The sequence below is a fragment of the Vibrio sp. THAF64 genome, from assembly GCF_009363455.1.
Classification (GTDB): domain Bacteria; phylum Pseudomonadota; class Gammaproteobacteria; order Enterobacterales; family Vibrionaceae; genus Vibrio; species Vibrio coralliilyticus.
On the sequence record NZ_CP045355.1, the window covers coordinates 1,595,037 to 1,611,924 of the forward strand.

At 43.9% G+C, this 16,888-nt stretch carries 17 protein-coding genes; 10 read left to right on the forward strand and 7 right to left on the reverse strand.

The window, feature by feature from the left end:
• Nucleotides 1-53 precede the first annotated feature (53 nt).
• The 4 genes from FIU99_RS07465 (at nt 54) to FIU99_RS07480 (ending at nt 6,293) form a co-directional block, all read left to right on the forward strand.
• Nucleotides 54-923 (forward strand): LysR family transcriptional regulator, encoded by an 870-nt coding sequence (locus tag FIU99_RS07465; RefSeq protein ID WP_006962054.1) that lies wholly within the window; start codon nt 54-56, stop codon nt 921-923.
• A gap of 87 nt (nt 924-1,010) precedes the next feature.
• The gene (modF, locus tag FIU99_RS07470; protein ID WP_006962055.1) at nt 1,011-2,465 is read left to right on the forward strand and encodes a molybdate ABC transporter ATP-binding protein ModF; all 1,455 of its coding nucleotides are present in this window, start codon (nt 1,011-1,013) and stop codon (nt 2,463-2,465) included.
• A gap of 152 nt (nt 2,466-2,617) precedes the next feature.
• The gene (locus FIU99_RS07475) at nt 2,618-3,832 is read left to right on the forward strand and encodes an ABC transporter substrate-binding protein (protein WP_039952353.1); all 1,215 of its coding nucleotides are present in this window, start codon (nt 2,618-2,620) and stop codon (nt 3,830-3,832) included.
• Nucleotides 3,833-3,854: 22 nt separating this feature from the next.
• On the forward strand, nt 3,855-6,293 hold the full coding sequence (locus FIU99_RS07480) for an ATP-binding protein (protein WP_006962057.1): 2,439 nt from the start codon (nt 3,855-3,857) through the stop codon (nt 6,291-6,293).
• On the opposite strand, the gene FIU99_RS07485 is transcribed toward FIU99_RS07480, so the two are convergent.
• A complete protein-coding gene (locus FIU99_RS07485) occupies nt 6,294-6,524 on the reverse strand; it encodes a glutaredoxin family protein (RefSeq protein ID WP_006962058.1) in 231 nt (76 codons plus the stop codon). It abuts the gene before it with no gap.
• Between the two features lie 112 nt (nt 6,525-6,636).
• Here FIU99_RS07485 and FIU99_RS07490 point away from each other — a divergent pair, with 112 nt between their 5' ends.
• Genes FIU99_RS07490 through FIU99_RS07500 form a run of 3 tightly spaced genes read left to right on the forward strand, consistent with a single transcriptional unit; the run spans nt 6,637 to nt 8,404 of the window.
• On the forward strand, nt 6,637-7,146 hold the full coding sequence (locus FIU99_RS07490) for a M48 family metallopeptidase (RefSeq protein ID WP_006962059.1): 510 nt from the start codon (nt 6,637-6,639) through the stop codon (nt 7,144-7,146).
• Nucleotides 7,147-7,149: 3 nt separating this feature from the next.
• Nucleotides 7,150-8,193, forward strand: coding sequence for a 23S rRNA (adenine(1618)-N(6))-methyltransferase RlmF (gene rlmF / locus FIU99_RS07495; RefSeq protein WP_006962060.1), 1,044 nt, complete (start codon nt 7,150-7,152; stop codon nt 8,191-8,193).
• 16 nt (nt 8,194-8,209) lie between these two features.
• Nucleotides 8,210-8,404 carry a hypothetical protein gene (locus FIU99_RS07500; protein ID WP_019275846.1) on the forward strand — a complete coding sequence of 65 codons (195 nt, stop codon included), beginning with the start codon at nt 8,210-8,212 and terminating at the stop codon, nt 8,402-8,404.
• A 13-nt stretch (nt 8,405-8,417) separates the two neighbouring features.
• On the opposite strand, the gene pilW is transcribed toward FIU99_RS07500, so the two are convergent.
• Complete coding sequence (pilW, locus tag FIU99_RS07505) at nt 8,418-9,092, reverse strand: type IV pilus biogenesis/stability protein PilW (protein WP_172974061.1); 675 nt, start codon at nt 9,090-9,092, stop codon at nt 8,418-8,420.
• A gap of 122 nt (nt 9,093-9,214) precedes the next feature.
• Between pilW and FIU99_RS07510 the strand changes: the two genes are divergently transcribed.
• A complete protein-coding gene (locus FIU99_RS07510) occupies nt 9,215-10,027 on the forward strand; it encodes an alpha/beta fold hydrolase (RefSeq protein WP_006962062.1) in 813 nt (270 codons plus the stop codon).
• Here the strand turns inward: FIU99_RS07510 and metA are convergent.
• Nucleotides 10,014-10,955, reverse strand: coding sequence for a homoserine O-succinyltransferase (gene metA, locus FIU99_RS07515; protein WP_006962063.1), 942 nt, complete (start codon nt 10,953-10,955; stop codon nt 10,014-10,016). The genes FIU99_RS07510 and metA overlap by 14 nt on opposite strands.
• 81 nt (nt 10,956-11,036) lie before the next feature.
• Here metA and FIU99_RS07520 point away from each other — a divergent pair, with 81 nt between their 5' ends.
• Both FIU99_RS07520 and FIU99_RS07525 read left to right on the forward strand, forming a co-directional pair.
• Complete coding sequence (locus FIU99_RS07520; RefSeq protein ID WP_006962064.1) at nt 11,037-11,480, forward strand: ATP-binding protein; 444 nt, start codon at nt 11,037-11,039, stop codon at nt 11,478-11,480.
• On the forward strand, nt 11,459-11,896 hold the full coding sequence (locus FIU99_RS07525) for a DUF3859 domain-containing protein (protein WP_038158760.1): 438 nt from the start codon (nt 11,459-11,461) through the stop codon (nt 11,894-11,896). Before FIU99_RS07520 ends, FIU99_RS07525 begins: the two co-directional genes overlap by 22 nt.
• A 32-nt stretch (nt 11,897-11,928) precedes the next feature.
• On the opposite strand, the gene FIU99_RS07530 is transcribed toward FIU99_RS07525, so the two are convergent.
• The 4 genes from FIU99_RS07530 to FIU99_RS07545 form a co-directional block, all read right to left on the reverse strand.
• Nucleotides 11,929-13,416: an EAL domain-containing protein gene (locus FIU99_RS07530; protein WP_236612197.1), complete on the reverse strand. Its 1,488-nt coding sequence runs from the start codon at nt 13,414-13,416 to the stop codon at nt 11,929-11,931.
• Between the two features lie 206 nt (nt 13,417-13,622).
• Nucleotides 13,623-14,750, reverse strand: a complete 1,128-nt coding sequence (locus tag FIU99_RS07535) for an ABC transporter permease (protein ID WP_152472157.1) — start codon at nt 14,748-14,750, stop codon at nt 13,623-13,625.
• Complete coding sequence (locus tag FIU99_RS07540) at nt 14,747-15,907, reverse strand: ABC transporter permease (protein ID WP_006962068.1); 1,161 nt, start codon at nt 15,905-15,907, stop codon at nt 14,747-14,749. Before FIU99_RS07540 ends, FIU99_RS07535 begins: the two co-directional genes overlap by 4 nt.
• A gap of 1 nt (nt 15,908) precedes the next feature.
• The gene (locus FIU99_RS07545; protein WP_006962069.1) at nt 15,909-16,883 is read right to left on the reverse strand and encodes an HlyD family secretion protein; all 975 of its coding nucleotides are present in this window, start codon (nt 16,881-16,883) and stop codon (nt 15,909-15,911) included.
• Nucleotides 16,884-16,888: the final 5 nt, after the last annotated feature.

Below are 16,888 nucleotides of genomic sequence, written 5' to 3' on the forward strand. Positions count from 1 at the left end.
TAATAAAATATATTAAAAATATAGAGTTGATATATTTTTGATATGAGCATCTGATGGACTCCCGACACTTAAAACACTTTGTGGCCGTCGCTGACCATGGCCACTTCACCATGGCGGCGAAAGCACTACATATTGCTCAGCCTGCGTTGAGTATTTCAATCAAGAAGTTTGAACAGCAGTTGGGTGTTGAGTTATTTCGACGAGAAGAACGACGCATAACGCTTACCGATGAAGGCAAAGTGCTATATGAACACGCCAAGCGGGTTTTGCAGCAAATCGATGATGCCAAGTTAGCAATAGATGAACTGAGAGGCCTTGAAAAGGGAGAGGTTCGACTTGGTGCGCCAAGTATGATGGGGTCTTACTTTTTCCCCCAAGTACTTATGGCGTTCAAGTCGCATTATCCCAATCTCAAGCTCACGCTAATTGACGCAGGTACCCGGTCTATTCGAAAGATGCTTTTGGATGGTGAACTCGACATTGGCGTGATTGATGATGAAAACGTCCCGGAAGATCTTGAAACAGACCATTTATTGAATGTAGAAATGGTTGCAGTTGTTGGGCCGGAACATGCTTTGGCACAGAACAAAAGCATTAGTTTTGAAGAGTTTTTCAAACATGAACTAGTCATGTTTAAGCCCGGTTATTTTCACCGTGACTTTGTCGAGAAAAAGGCGCGCTTGTACGACAAAGAAATGAAGTTTTCATTTGAAACGAATCTATTGCCAATGATACTCAGTATTGTGAAACATGAGTTTGCGATCACTGCGCTTTTGAAGCTGGTGACCGAGCATGAAAAAGATGTGGTTGCCATTCCCTTTGATGAACCGGTCAATCTGACTTTATCTCTTGCGTGGCGAAAGAACGCCTATTTATCAATTGCGGATAGAACATTCATTGAATTTGTTAAGCAATATGTGTAGTTCACATTTCTTTTCAAGGTGATCGCAACATTGTTCTAAATAACGTAATTTAATTGCATACAATTTGGAAAAGAGAGATTTGGTTAAATGCAGTTGAAGATGACAGATCTGGTGGTTGAAACAGGTTCGAGTACGTTAGAGATAAAAGACTGGGCTATCGAGAAAGGCCAGTCTTGGGGCGTTTTCAGTACCGAAGGTGATATTGGGTCTGCTCTTGGCTGCTTGCTTTGTGGCGAGTCAGAAATTAAGCAAGGCTATATGGAACTCTCCGATGGCAAGGTTTCACAAGTTTCATTGGTTGAACAGCAAAGGTTGCTTGAAGAAGAACTGGCTAAAGATGACACTGATTTTCTAGACCGAATAGATAAAGGCAGCTCAGTTTACTCTCTGATTTATGAACAGTGCGAAGATGCGCAATTGACTGCTCAATTACTTGATGATTTGGATCTGGAACATTTGAGTGATAGTGGATTTCGAGTTCTGTCGACCGGAGAAACCAGACGGGTAATGTTAGCTCGCGCTTTGGCAACCAAGCCAGATCTGATTGTACTTGATAACCCTTACACAGGCTTAGATGTGGCTCATCGCGCTTCACTTACCAATTATTTGACTGAGTTATCGCAGTCGTTGCAGATGGTGGTGACATTTAATCGGGAGGAAGATGTCCCTTCATGGATTGAGAAAGTTGCTTTGTTTAGTCATGGTAAGTTAGACAGCGTGATGGATATTCAGTCATGGCACCAGCATCCGGTCATTAACCAAATCAAAGCTCAGTCAAAGCAGCAAAGCGAGCAGATGATGGAGCTCATTCGAAGCCATCAACACAAAACAGAGTTTAGCAATCCGATTTTTGAGCTTAAAAATGGCAAAGTAGAATATACAGAGAAAACCATTTTCTCTGAGGTTAACTGGAGAATTGATAAAGGCCAGCATTGGCAGGTTAAAGGACCGAATGGGTGCGGGAAAAGTACGCTCCTTGGGTTAATCTTCGGTGATCACCCCCAATGTTACTCTAACGATATTCATATCTTGGGTAACCAGCGAGGCTCGGGTGAGTCTATCTGGGATATTAAAAAGCACATTGGGATGGTTTCCTCTTCTCTGCACCTTCAATATCGCGTGAGTTGCAGTGCTTTGGAAGTCATTTTATCTGGCTTCTATGACTCCATTGGCTTATATCAGCAACCGGCAAAGAAAGAAATTCAAATTGCTCAAGAGTGGTTAGAAATTCTGCATATGACGGAGTACGCAAAGACATCATTCAAACAGTTGGAATACGGCCAGCAACGTTTACTTCTTATCGCCAGAGCAATTGTAAAGCAGCCAGCAATTTTGATTCTGGATGAACCTTATCAGGGCCTAGACTATTTAGGCAGAAGACTAGTCAAGAACACATTGGAGCTTATTGCTAAAGAGAATTTGAGCCAGTTGCTTTATGTCTCTCACTATCATGACGACAAATTAGAGAGTATTAAGAATGAGCTGGAATTTTGTTTCGATGAAGTGGAGGCGTGCTACAAATCGACCATTCGTCAGTTGTAGCAATCTTGAACATAAATAAAGCGGGTTGGTGTCTTGAAGAATAGACGCAACCTGTTTTTTGTTTTGTAAAGTCAACAAATTACTGGAAAAAACTTCATGCTTTCCTAGGCTAACTATAGAAATAAATAATAACGACTACGTTGGTGACAAGTATGGCTAGGAAATTTCTAATTTTAGTGTTGGCGCTGTTTGCCAGCGTCGTGCAGGCTGAAAAACCTGATGTACTTAAGATCTATCTTGATGCTGATAGAACGGGGCATCTGGAATCGGCACTCTCCATTGAGCATGGAATTAAGGTTGCCTTCTCCCAGAAAGGTAACCAAATATCAGGCATACCAGTAGAGTTTGTTACCACTGACCATAGAGGGAACGTCCTACGTAGTAAGAAAAACATGGAGCGTTTTCTTAAGGACAGCAATGGATTGGTTTACATTGGTGGCTTGCATTCTCCTCCATTGATCAAGTACCGAGAATACATTAACAAATCCAAGATGTTGACTTTGGTTCCTTGGGCTGCGGGTACGCCTATAACTCGATATCCTTCTACTGAGGATAACTACGTATTTCGTCTTTCGGTTGATGATTCTAAGGTAGGAAAGATACTGGTTAACTACGCGTTAGAGCAACAGTGCAATCAACCTCACTTGATGTTAGAAAATACGGGGTGGGGCAAATCAAATTACAAAGCAATGATGTCTGCTTTACCTGAAGACCTGGCCGAGCGCGTGAAAACCAGCTGGTTTGATTGGGGCATAAAAGATGTTGATGCGCGAATCTTGATTCGTGAAGCCCAATCCAGTGGAGGAGATTGTGTTCTGCTGGTGGCTAATAGTCGTGAAGGTAAACTCATCGTTGAAAGTGTTGCAGACGTTGGTATTAAAATGCCTATATACAGCCACTGGGGCATTACTGGCGGTAAGTTTGCTCAGAACGTGCCTTTCCCTATTCGTGAAAAAGCCAACCTTCATTTCATTCAGTCTTGTTTCAATTTCTACAGCTCGGAACAAAACAGCTTTAATCAGAATGTGTTCAAGGACGCAAAGACCATGTTCCCAGCTTACTTTGAAGACAGCAATATTGAGGCACCAGCTGGTTTTGTCCATGGTTACGATTTGGCAAAGGTATTCATTGAGGCAGCGAGTTCGGTAGAGCTAACGGATGATGCGGAGTCGAACCGAACTGCATTAAAGAAAGCACTGGAGTCGATGGATAAGCCAGTACAGGGGCTGATTAAAGAGTATCGTGCTCCATTCGCCCCTTTCACTGAAGATGATTTTGACGCGCATGAGGCGTTAGGTGCAGACGATTTCTGTATGGCTATTTATGACGATAAAGATGCCGTGAAACTAATTCCTAAATCCATCTAGAGCACAGAGGTAACGCAGGTCTATGTTGAAGTTTGATAAGAAAAATGGAATGCATCTGTTTTCGTTGTTTCTCATCGTTGGGGCCTGCGTTTTTATGCTTGCGAGCTTTGCCTTTGTTCAACATCAAGCTAGAGAAACCGCTCAGGTCTTGATAAGTGAAAGCTTGAAAGGAAAGTTCGTCGCTATTGAGAGATACGTATTTGAGTTTCTAAAATTGCATGAACAGAGGCTTGAGCGCGTGACTTCTCACCCTGTCACGAAAGGTGCAGTCTTAGAAGGAGTGGATGATCAGAGTGCGTTTAAAGATCAGCTTGAGCTTCTCAAATCTTCTGGAGCGACGGCTGACGTCAACATATATGATTTTTCTGGCGGTAACGTTTATCAAGAAATTACATTGCCCGATGTTGTTTATACCTTTATTACGACTGGTATAGAAAACGAGTCCCTAATGGAAAAGCCTTCGTACTCGCTCTATAAAAATGACGGTAGGGACTACCTCCTTCTTAGCGCTCCAATCTTGTACAACGGTTATGCTGAAGGGCTAGGAGTATATGTAACGCCACTTGATGAAAGTGAGTTTTTCGAAAGCCTGGGCACCGACAGTATGCACTGGTTTGGTATCGCCCAAAATAGACTTAACTGGAATATGCAAGCTCCTAATAATTGGAAGATGGACATGTTTCCAATTGAGGGCACTGATCTTTCCTTGTTGTATTCGGTCTCCCCCCAATTGGTCATTGATGCGGAAGCTAATTTGACGGGAAGCCTGCTCGTCGGGATGTTAATTGCGACTAGTATGACGTTGGTTGTCATGTTCATTTTTGGACGAAGAATTTTGGTATCCCCATTTCGTAAGTTAGCTGAGTCTGAGCAGCAGCTTTATGAGCAATCTGAATCGCTAAAGATAAGGGAGGCGGAGTCTGCCCGCTTAGCTCGAGTGGTTAAACATATGCGTGATGCGGTTGTGTTTACGGATTTAGATTCCAAAGTGACTTGGGTGAATGGAGCATTTGAGCGGCTGACAGGGTATTCGCTATCAGAAATGATCGGCAAAAAGCCGGGTGATGTGCTTCAGGGAGTGGATACCGATAAGCGAACGACACGAAAGATTCGAGAACTGATAGATCGTCGAGAGCCAGGGTTCTTTGAGTTACTCAATTACAACAAGGAAGGAGAGTCATACTGGATTGAAATTGCCTTGACGCCGTTGTATTCAACCCACGGACAGATAGAAGGTTTTATGGCTGTAGAAAGGGACATCACTCAGCGAGTAGAGTTGGAAGAATCGCTGAAGATAAAGGCAGTTGAAGCAGAAGCGGCAAACATCGCAAAATCCCAGTTTTTGGCAGCAATGAGCCATGAATTACGAACGCCAATGAATGGTATTCTGGGTGTCGGGGACCTTCTCAAAAATACGACGCTCAACGAAGAGCAACAGGAGTATGTTGATACATTTCTTGGGTCGGGAAAACACATGTTAAATGTGCTTAATGACATACTTGATTTCTCTAAAATTGAAGCGGGCAAGTTGGAACTTGAAAAAGTTGAGTTCTTACTGAAAGACGTGGTGGCAAGGCTTACCCGACTTTATGAGCCACTGTGTGCGGATAAACACCTAGAGTTTAAGTGTGAGTACTCTCAATCGTGTGACCGTGCGTTAGTGGCCGATGAGACACGCATTCTTCAGATTCTACAAAACCTATTAAGCAATGCTCTCAAGTTTACGTCGGAAGGCGGTATTACGTTGTCGCTGGATGTGGTAGAACAAAGCCATCGTATTGAGCTTCATATTGACGTTTCCGATACCGGAATTGGTATCAGCCCAGAGAAACAGTCCGCAATTTTTGACCCATTCTCACAAGCTGAAAGCGACACAACGAGAAGGTTCGGTGGTACCGGCTTAGGGTTATCGATTACTCGGGATCTGGTTAAAGCCATGAACGGGACTGTCGACCTTAGCAGTGAGGTTGGTAAAGGCAGCCAGTTTACAATTGTGGTTCCTGTCGGGTTGAAAAAGGTTCGTCAGGGCAGTGATAAACAAGAACGACTATCTGCATTTGACGGCACCGGACTGAGCGTGTTAATTGCTGAAGATACTCGCGTGAATGCACTGGTCTTAGGTAAGTTTCTTAAAAACAAAGGCTTCGAATATGAAGTGGTTGAGAATGGCGAACTGGCAGTTGAAAGAGTACAGCATCAACACTTTGATTGTGTCTTAATGGATAACCACATGCCAGTGATGGATGGCATGAAGGCAACAAGGGCGATTATGAAGCTCGATTTACCTAATCCTCCTGTGATTATTGGCTGTACGGCTGACGCGTTTGAACAGACGAGAGAAAGAATGATTTCGGAAGGGTGTACGGATGTGATCACAAAGCCTATCAGCTCCGATAAGCTGGATGAAGTATTTCACGCAACGCTAAAACCTCTAGAAGCTAATGCGATGCGTGAGGCTTGATCATTTCGAGTTGTACATTTTCTCGAAGTTTTTTGGGTTCCAGCCAATCATGTAGCGATCACCAATTTTGAGCACGGGTAAAGAGCGTGCTCCAATAGCATCCAGTTCTTTTCTGCCACGCTGCATTTTTGCGTTGGTTAATCTGTACGCATAGCCCTTTTCATCTAAGTATCGCTGAGCATCTTTACAGTGAGGGCATTTATCCTTCACATACAGAACAAGTCTTTTCATCGTAATTTCCTACATCTTGCTATGCAGCAGAGTGTAATGAAAAGACAGTGAATGGCAAGTGTGATTCAGGTAGACTTACGCGTCTTCAATTTGGCGGACCGAAACTTATCCTATGAACCCAGTTCTTCGTTACATCCAAGGTTACCCTGAACATATTGTGACGCCTGTGACTCAGATGGTGGAGTCTGGTCGCTTACAAAACTGGTTTAAACAGCGTTACCCTGATAATCATACTATTAAGAGTGAAAAAGCGCTGTTTGAATACACCATTGCGATCAAAAATCGCTATATGAAGAAAACGGCGCCGATCAGCAAAGTCATTTACGACAATAAAATTCACTTGATCAATAACGCGCTAGGCTTGCATACCTACGTTGCGAAAGTGCATGGCGGTAAAATTAAAGCGAAGAATGAAATTCGTATTGCGAGCGTATTTAAAAATGCTCCTGAGCCTTTACTCCGTATGCTTGTGGTGCACGAACTAGCTCACTTGAAAGAGAAAGAACACAATAAAGCGTTTTATCAACTCTGTTGTCATATGGAACCTGACTATCATCAATTAGAGCTGGATGCTCGCCTGTTCATGATTTATACCGAGATGGTTGAGAAAGCAAATAAGTAACTTATGACTAAGCAGAAAAAAGCCACCCATTTAAAAACGACAAATGATACTGTTCGCTCGAAAATGAAAGTGACGGTGCTAAAAGGCAAAGCAGGTCTCCATAAGCGAAACCTTCACCATGGTCGTTATAATTTCAATCAATTGGTAAATGCAACACCTGAACTTAAACAGTATGTCGTGAAGAACCCTAAAGGCGAAGCCTCTATTAACTTTTCCGATCCACAGGCTGTTAAGTTACTCAATAAAGCGCTGCTTGCACATCATTATGGTGTCATATCTTGGGATATTCCTAAGGGTTACTTATGCCCACCGATTCCGGGGCGCGCCGATTACATTCACCGTTTAGCAGAGTTACTGTCAAAAGATGGGAAGCAAGTGAAGCATGAATCGGTAAACGCGTTTGACGTCGGTGTCGGTGCCAACTGCATCTACCCTATTGTCGGGGCTACCCAATATGGTTGGGATTATGTGGGGTCAGACATAGATCCAGTTTCAGTAAAGAACTCTAATCAAATAGCAGAAGAAAACCCTGTACTTAAAGGTCACGTGGAGTGCCGCTTACAAACCCAGAGTCGCTATTTCTTCAAGGGAGTGATTAAGGAAAACGAGTACTTTGACGTGACGACCTGCAATCCGCCATTTCATAGATCTGTGCAGGAAGCGCAGCAAGGCACTGAACGTAAACTTAAAAAACTAAACCGCAGTAAGCAACAACGCGGTCAGGCGAGTGAGAGAGGTAAGGTTAAAGCATCGCCTATACTTAACTTTGGTGGCCAAAATGCGGAGCTTTGGTGTCCTGGTGGTGAAGCGGCTTTTATCAAGAATCTGGCGTTTGAAAGCCGTGATTTTGCTCATCAGGTATTGTGGTTTTCTACGCTTATCTCAAAGAAAGAGAATGTCCGTTGGATGCGAAAGAACCTAGAAAAAGCTGGTGCGAAAGAAGTTCAGGTTGTTGAAATGAGCCAAGGACAAAAGGTTAGCCGCTTTATCGCTTGGACATTTAAAACTGCGACTGAAAGGCAGGCGTGGTACGACGCAAAAGCATAAGCATGAAGGAGGGCATATGGAAATTGAAATTTATATGCCCTGTGAGCCTGAATGGGTGTGTGATAGTTTACTGCTACTTTTTGCGCTTTTGTTTGTCTCTGGCCTGTTCGGGTTTATATATATTGTTTATAGAGAATACGTAAAAATTCAGCGCGCTTCGCGGGTCCGCGAGCGCCGTAAGCTCCCTCATTCCCAACGCAAAAAACGTTAACCTTTCGAGTGATTTAAGGCTTTGGAGAAGGACGATGATGCTTTCGGGTCTCCAGCTCGACCATAAGTCTCAGTGATATCTCTTGCATGCCAAACTGTTGATGAAAAAGCGTTAAATGGCCTTGTGCTGCTTCATACCTTCCTTGATTCATTTCCAGTTGTGCCAAATTTAGAATAGCCTGAGGGAGGTTTGAGTCATGAGCAATTGCCCGCTCAAAGTAACGGGCTGCTCTAGCTTGTTGGCCTGCTTTCAAAGCGCAAAATGCCGCATTCTCATAACTGTCGGCAACATAGTAGTAATTGGGTTGAATTACCGCTCTTTCGAACAGTACGTTGGCTTCCTGAAATCGAGATTGCTTACATAGAAAGCTACCATAATCGTTGAGTAACTGTCCGTTGTTAGGGTGTTGTGAAATGGCTTGTTGAAACCAGTGCTCCGCGTGGGTGAACTCAGAAACCTGTTCTAGATAATGTGCCATTGCTAACTGAGCGCGATAGTACTCTGGTGCGTGCTCAAGTGCCTTTTGGATATTTTCTCTTGCTTTTACCCTGTTATCACGTTGCAAATAACTCAAGCCCAATGCTATTCGCGCGTCGGCCTTGTCTTTTGTGCCTGCAGTGACAGTTTGAGTGTCAATTGTGACACATGAGGACAAAAGCATTGTGGCGATGAGGCAAAAAAAGCGCATAAGATAGATGTAGAAAATTTTAAGGATCTTGAATGTATAACGTGGTCTGTCCGGTCTGGTAAAAATGAGCCCAATCATGCGGCTGATTTGGCAACAATACTAGTAAATAAAGGAGACGAAGTGTGAGAAAACAAGTCGTTGGTGCAACCGTTCTAAGCTTCCTAGCTGGGTTATCGATAAAATCGTCCATTGCTTCAGAACTGGATGCTACCACTCGTTTTGCTGACAGTGGTGTTGCTTATGTCGAGCGGGGTAATGCAGCCAGTAACTATCGGTTGATCTTCATACATGGCTCACCGGGTAACAAAGAGGGGTATGAAGCATATCTTAAAGATACGTGGCTGCTCGAAAATGCAGAGCTCATCTCCGTGGACCGTGTTGGATATGGCCAGTCTCCAGAAGAGCTTGCAGCCGATTTGGATTCGCAGTCAAAGTCGATAGAATCACTACTTGCTAAAGACAAAGTTAACATTCTCATTGGCCATTCCCTTGGTGGTCCAATTGCTCTGAACCTTGCATTAATGTTTCCAAATCTTGTTCAGGGGATGGTGCTGGTGGCGCCTGCGTTTGATCCCAAACTAGAGGAGCCAAAATGGTATAACGAGCTCGCAGATACTTGGTTGGTCAGTGTGTTTTTGTCTGATAACTGGAAAAAGTCGAACGGAGAAATGATGCCGCTGGCTGATGAGCTTTCCAAGTTGAGCAATAAAGACTGGGGCTTACTGGACTCAGTACCTGTGACTTTGATTCATGGTGATGAAGACAATATTGCCGATCCAGAAAACTCTGCATTTGCGATTCAGCGCTTAACAGGGAAAGAGAAAAAACTTGTAGAAGTGAAAGGAGAGGGGCATTTTATCCTTTGGCAAAATACCCCGAAGGTAATTAATGAGATCAAACAACTAATCAGTATCGCTGACCTCAATCGTCCGTAGTAAAGTTGGCTTCACTGAAATGATCCAAGTCGTAAGGTGTTTGCTGGTAAACGCAGTAATTGAGCCAGTTTGAGAACAATAAATGGCCATGGCTTCGCCAGCTCGCAACAGGCTTGTTATCAGGGTTATTGTTCGGGTAATAGTTCACAGGAATTGCGGGCTCCATTCCTTCTCCCAGATCACGAATGTATTCGTTGTGAAGTGTGAAGGCATCATATTCTGGGTGGCCTGTGACAAATACGTTTCGCTTGTCTTTTGTCGCAGCCAAATAAACGCCAGCAACATCTGAAGTTGCCAGTACATCCAAATCGGTATGTTCAGCTAGATACTCTGGAGAGAAATCAGCGTATCGCGAGTGAGGAGCAAGAAACGTATCATCGAAGCCACGCAAAACAGGGTGATATGGCTGATGAATTTGATGATGATAAACACCAGACAGCTTTTCTTTACGTGTGCGTTTTGGCAAATCATAAAGCAGTTTTAAACCGGCCTGCGCAGCCCAACAGACATACAGGGTTGAGGTGACATGTTGCTTCGCCCAATTCATGATCGCCTCTAGATGTTCCCAGTAGATCACATCTTCAAATTGAACCAAGCCCAGCGGAGCGCCGGTAATAATCAGTCCATCGAAGTTGCGCCCTTTCACCATCTCAAATTGACGATAGAAGTTATCAAGATGCTCAGTCGGCGTGTTTTTACTTGGCCTGTCATCGATACGAAGCAGTTCAATATCAACCTGAAGTGGGCTGTTGGAAAGCAAACGAAGGAACTGCGTTTCAGTCTCGATCTTTTTCGGCATAAGATTGAGGATCAATACCTTAAGTGGACGAATCTCCTGGGTAGAGGCTCGGGATTCAGGCATTACGAATATGTTTTCCTGACGTAATACATCACTAGCAGGTAATTGGTCGGGGATCTTAATCGGCACAGCTTTCTCCCTAAGCTTTGTTTTTAGACGTCTATACATCCAAAGTTAACTCAAACGGAATGAGATGTCGATAGCATTTTTATGCTTATTTACGGTAATATCACCGCCTCATTATTCGATTTATTCATTTTCATGACGTTAAAACTGACCATTATTCGCGGATTGCCTGGTTCAGGGAAAAGTACGCTGGCTAAGACACTGGATGTGAATCATTACGAAGCGGACATGTATTTCGTTGATGCAAAAGGTGAATATGACTTCAGGCCAGAACATATCGCAAAGGCCCATGATTGGTGTAAGAACATGACACGGGACAGCCTGATGAAAAGACAAAGCGTAGTGGTTTCGAACACGTTTGTGATGAGATGGGAAATAGCGCCTTACTATCAGATGGCAAAGCGGTACGGTGCTGAGTTTGAAATCATTGAATGTAAAGAGAACTTTGGCAATATTCACGGTGTAACAACGAGCACCATCCAGCAAATGAAGAAACGGTGGCAAGAATGGCGAAAAGATCAGCCATAGTAGAAATGACGTCTTACGGCATCTATAGTCAATGGGATTCCAAGTCAAAACATCTACCGAAGATACAAGAATTTACAACCAAAGTGCCTGCCGATCAGGATATCGAATTTGGTTTCATTGTGAATATTAAAAAAGCCAAAGGGCAAGTTATTGAATATTGTATTGAACATCCGGGCGTATTAGGTAAAAAAGGCCAAGTGCTGGACCCTTTTACAGGTGATCTTCACATTGGAAACAACGACTGGAATTTCTATCTAGGTGATACAATCCAGTTGCTCGACCCGATTAATGGATTCGACTCCAATATTGGAAAGTGGCGGATGACTATCGAAATGAATGGGAAAGTCATTGCCGAAAAAACCTTCGAAATATACAGTCGAGATGAAGGTGAATTCTGGAAAAGAAGAGGGTTCTAATAAAAGCCCGTTATAGTGACACGGGCTTTTATTTACAACCAAGATTCTTTGAGATCGTCTAATTCTAGGGGCTTGGAGAAATGGTAGCCCTGCAGGTATGATACATTCATTTTGGCCAGATATTCGACTTGGTTTTGTTCTTCCACTCCCTCCGCAATCATTTTTACTCCCAAGCGGTGGCCAAGGTCAATGATAGTATTGAGCACGGTAGAATTAACGGTTTCCAAACCTATGGTATCCACAAAACACTTATCTATTTTCAGATAATCAAATTGTGTTTTCTGAATGACAGAGAGAGCGGTGTGTCCGGTACCAAAGTCGTCAATAGAAACCAAAATACCACTCTTACGAAGGTCAGCGAGCGCTGTTCGACCTTTGTCGTCAAGTATTTCACGTTCTGTAACTTCTACTGTTAACTGAATTCCAATATGTCTGAATTGTCTAGCATAACTATGTAGATTGATGAGATGGCTCTCATCATGCAGATATGAAGGTGGAACATTAATTCCTAAATGTATGCCGTTGAAATTCGCTATGCTCTGAAGATCAGCTAACGTTCGTTTCAGTACATAGTCAGTGATAGTGTTTATGAGCTGTTGGCGTTCGGCTAGTGGTATAAAAACATCGGGTCTGATTAATCCTAATGTAGGATGCTGCCATCGAATCAGTGCTTCAAGGCCAGCCAGAGTTTCTGTTTGACTGTCTACAATAGGCTGATATGCGAGAAACAGCTCTTTTCTTTTTAAACCTTTTTTTAAATCATCGACCAGACTGTCTCTATTTCTTATATGAGACATTACCGCAAATAGAGTGATTGAAATGAGTAGTGAAAGAGGTAGACTACTCAGTCCATAAAAAATCGCCCGCCTTTTGATGAATGCTGGACTTGCTTCCACCAAAAGAGAAAAGCCATATAGAGATGATGTTGATGTGTAGTGAAGTGTGTCTGACACAAAAGTTCTATCCGCTGGGTAAACCTTTTGGCCAAATCGGGCAGTAATAAAACTGAGCTTATCATCCTCTACCTTACCTAGTCTTTCGACTAGATAGTTCTTGTCTACAATAGCAAAAGCACCACTGTTAGCTCTGTCTTCTTGTGCAGTTACAACGACCATTGTTCTTTGGCGCGGGTCACCTTTAATATCGAATAGAAAAACGCCGGATTTAGCTTCGTTTCGCTTAAATACACCTGTTAAATCTAAATGAAGCTCGCCACGTTTAGAGGAGCATATAGCGACACCATCCTGAACAATGATTAATTCTCTCAAGTAGCTCTCAAATAGGAGGTCTTCTTGAATGGCTTCACAGCGCTCTGGGTATTTCATAGCTTGAGCGTTCTCGTCTTTTAGTTCAGTGATGACATCTTCGATTCTTTCTTGAAATGTAACAGCGATATTTCTTAGGCTGTCATTAATGCCTTGGTAAGCGACGTACAGTGAAGCTGGAAAAACAATGAGGATTGGAATTAAGGCGTAAGCGAGCAGTGATTTAACTTCTAGCGTCAACGTTGGTGTTGGCAAAGATCTGTTCATTTGACTTATGGAATATCCGATGACTAATTGAACAATAGTATATATTATGAGCAAAAATGTTACATCGTTCGCAAAATAATCGCAGTAACTAAATTAACTGCTGACCGAATCTTGACCTAGAGTTCTACTTTCCTCCCAAATTCTCACTTAATTTTTTGAAGAATTTAAAAATACCTGACACAAAATTAGCCTTTTTAATAACAGTATCGGCGATAGCTGTATATTACGATGACTCCCCAAAACAGACTTTGTAACCACAATAGGCTCCACTGGGAAGATACTTGATTCCACTCTGCGCCCATTTGATTCAAGGCAAGAAAACCCTGAATAGCAGGTGTGCTAGGAAATAGCTGCGATAACCAGGTTATTGGTGCCGGGATGCTTTCCAATGGCCAGATAAATCCAGCACTGAATACCAGCGGCATTGAGCTTATCAGCACCACCAAAGTCACTAACTCACGTCTAGGAACGATAGCGCCAAGCCAGATTCCAATCGCGCAGGACGCCAGTAAGAAAGGTAACAGTAGGGTAAGAAGCTGAGTGCTACTGGCAAGCTGGCTCACCCCATGCGTCGTAAAACTGTGCCCGAAGTAATACATACTCAAAAGATAATAAACAGTGGTGAGTACACAAAGCCTTACCAACAAAAGCGTTGTCGGTGAGGTTTTGCTCCAATACCCTGTGCCATTCTTCTGACTCCCGGTCATTAGGCCTGCTGCCATCACAAGTGTTTGCTGGAGTATTAAAACGAATACGGCAGGCACGACGTAATCTATATAGCCCATACGTGGGTTAAAGGTTGGTTTTAAATTGAGTTTGGTTGAGGCGAACTGCTCGCTGGCTAAAGAGAGAGGAACGCCGTCCAATATTAATCTGGATACTTTAGTTTGCGCCGCCAATGTGCCTCCTGCTTGTGCCAACCCTTCTACTATGGTGCCGTAAACCAGAAAATAGGAAGCATCACCGGCAAAGGAGAGCGTTGGGCTTTTACCGAGTAACAAGCCTTTATAGAAATGCTCTGGAATGACTAGAAAGCCGCTCACTTCACCGTTGAGAAAGGCTTGGTGAGCTGCCTCAATGGTGTAATCTCGCTGAACAACCTTGGCTTGTGGCGTTGCGTCTACCATTCGCTCCAACTGGTAGCTTATCTGGCTTTGATCGAGGTTAACGATACTGATCTTTTGCTCTCTTGGAGTTTGGTGGCTGTAGGGAAGCGGGTAGAGGAACGAATAGAATACAACGCCTCCAAAAACAGTCAGCATCACCACAGGGTTTGTTAGAAGCGCTTTGAGTTCAGCATAGAATACTTGTCTGAATGTCATTTGGCCTCCTGTGAATATAGGCTGTTATGGCGAGATAGATGCTTTTTGATCAAAAGTACCGATATTAACGCAGGCAGTAAGTACCCTGACATCGGCAACAGACCTAGCGCTGTATTCACCCAAAACTGTCCGTAGCTGACTTGGCTTACCTGAGCTTCAATATAGTGACTGATAGGCAGTAAACTTCGCCAGAATTGTGCGAGTGGGTTCATGTCGGTAACTGGAAAAGTGATGCCCATAAAAGCAAAACTGGGCGCAGTAAATGCTCCAGCGAAACTCATGGCGCGCGCAGGGTCGAGTGTCAAAAAGAAGAAAAAACTGCCCATGATCATACAGGCCATAACTGTCAGCCCCTGAGCAAACATCAGCACCAGTAAACTACCATTCATCGGCCAGTCAAAGCCCAAGTAAAACCAACATAGAAAAGTGAAACCTTGGACCATGAATACAGGGAAATAAGGCAGCAATGTACGAGTCCACTGCATGGTTGGCGCACTTTTGAACCACTGAGTCAAACCTCTATCCCTGTGGTTAGCCGTCAACACCAATATGGTTGAAACCACGATGATGATTTGCCACAAGGCTGGAACAATGGCAGAGACCAGAAATTGAGCATAGTTAGCGTTCTTGTTAAACAGAGGAGTGATCTGTGTTTGCACTGGAAGAGCAGTACCTACGGCAGAGCCAACGGTGCTGTTCCCTTTGGCGAGTGCTTTTGAGGCATCAATGTGCGCATTGAATGTTGCTTGAGCTTGTACTAGTGCTGAGCCGATAAGCTTTCCAATTAATATTGTTTGGCTGTTGTAGAACGCACTTACTTCGGGAGGTAAACCGCGATAAATGTCTTTATCAAAATTATCCGGAATAACAACGTACGCATACACTTGGCTTGAAACCAACGCTTGTTTTGCCTCCGCAACGTCAGAAAAGTGATGGGTGACAGACAGTGTGGCGGTTGCATCGTAGTTGCGACTAAGCTGCCTTGAAAGCTGACTGTGGGATAGATCGACAACGCCAATGGGGAGGTCTCTTGCAATACCCTGAGAAAATATCGCCCAGATAGAGACAACCAATATAAGCGGTATCCATGTCAGACACGAGAGCAGCCATCGGTCTCGTTGCAGTATGCGCCACTGCGTGGCGAATAAATCGGACATTTTACAACTCAACAACTAAGCTCATACCCATGCGAAGGGTATCTTTGTGAGCCAATGGGCGGGCTTCGACCTCGAAGGTGCGTAAGTCGAAGCCTTGTGACGCATCGGTTGAACGCCAAGTGGCAAAATCACCCATGACTGCGATATGAGTGACCTCAAATTCAAGTGAATGACCAAGGGCAGGCAAATAAGCACTGAATCTTTGGCCTTTGGCGAAATGACTAAGTTGATCCTCGCGGACATTTAGTACCGCCCAAGAATCATCTGTATCAATGACGGTCACCACAGGAAAACCTTGAGGGGCAAGCTCACCGCTTTGCAGCAGCACTTGTGACACTTCGCCGTCAAACCAGCTTTCGATTTGTGTGTCTTTTGCATAAGCCTCAACTTCGGCAACCGCGCCTGCTGCCATGCGAGCTTTCTCTGCAGCAGCAACCTTGGTCTCGTCGCGGGCGCCTTCATGAGCCATCTGGTACATTTGATAAGCGGCACTTTCTGTGTATTTTGCCGCGTCCCATTGGGTTTTGGCTTCATCGCGCTTTTGTTCAGCGACAACGCCATCTTTGTAGAGGTTGTTAACCCGAAGGTAGGTTTTCTCCATTAATTGAGAGGCGGCTTTAGCTTTCTGCCATTGGTCTTTTGCCGCTTGGATTTGTTGTATTCTTGCGCCTTTTTCTGCTTCCTGTGCGAGCGCGCCAGCGGCCTTCTGTCCTGCAATAGCCTGCTCCAGTTTAGCCTCTATTTCTGGGCTATGAAGAGTGAAAATCAACTCGCCTTTTTCTACTTTGTCACCTTTGCGAACCAGCACCTGATCGATACGGCCCGGTACCTTGGAAGAAATGCTGTATTGTTGCGATTCAATTTGCCCCTGCAGACGCACTGGCTTTGGTTGATAGGCTTGATAGAAGCTATACCCAATCCAAGATGATATGGCTAAAGCGGCAGCAGTCAGTACAATCGGTTTGGCTTTTTTCATCTCGG

Coding starts and splice junctions, on each gene's coding strand:
- FIU99_RS07475 (WP_039952353.1), top strand. CDS start 2,618: ATGGCTAGGAAATTTCTAATTTTAGTGTTGGCGCTGTTTGCCAGCGTC.
- FIU99_RS07465 (WP_006962054.1), top strand. CDS start 54: ATGGACTCCCGACACTTAAAACACTTTGTGGCCGTCGCTGACCATGGC.
- FIU99_RS07520 (WP_006962064.1), top strand. CDS start 11,037: ATGCTTATTTACGGTAATATCACCGCCTCATTATTCGATTTATTCATT.
- FIU99_RS07545 (WP_006962069.1), bottom strand. CDS start 16,883: ATGAAAAAAGCCAAACCGATTGTACTGACTGCTGCCGCTTTAGCCATA.
- pilW (WP_172974061.1), bottom strand. CDS start 9,092: ATGCGCTTTTTTTGCCTCATCGCCACAATGCTTTTGTCCTCATGTGTC.
- FIU99_RS07500 (WP_019275846.1), top strand. CDS start 8,210: ATGGAAATTGAAATTTATATGCCCTGTGAGCCTGAATGGGTGTGTGAT.
- modF (WP_006962055.1), top strand. CDS start 1,011: ATGCAGTTGAAGATGACAGATCTGGTGGTTGAAACAGGTTCGAGTACG.
- FIU99_RS07535 (WP_152472157.1), bottom strand. CDS start 14,750: ATGACATTCAGACAAGTATTCTATGCTGAACTCAAAGCGCTTCTAACA.
- FIU99_RS07490 (WP_006962059.1), top strand. CDS start 6,637: ATGAACCCAGTTCTTCGTTACATCCAAGGTTACCCTGAACATATTGTG.
- rlmF (WP_006962060.1), top strand. CDS start 7,150: ATGACTAAGCAGAAAAAAGCCACCCATTTAAAAACGACAAATGATACT.
- FIU99_RS07480 (WP_006962057.1), top strand. CDS start 3,855: ATGTTGAAGTTTGATAAGAAAAATGGAATGCATCTGTTTTCGTTGTTT.
- FIU99_RS07485 (WP_006962058.1), bottom strand. CDS start 6,524: ATGAAAAGACTTGTTCTGTATGTGAAGGATAAATGCCCTCACTGTAAA.
- FIU99_RS07540 (WP_006962068.1), bottom strand. CDS start 15,907: ATGTCCGATTTATTCGCCACGCAGTGGCGCATACTGCAACGAGACCGA.
- FIU99_RS07525 (WP_038158760.1), top strand. CDS start 11,459: ATGGCGAAAAGATCAGCCATAGTAGAAATGACGTCTTACGGCATCTAT.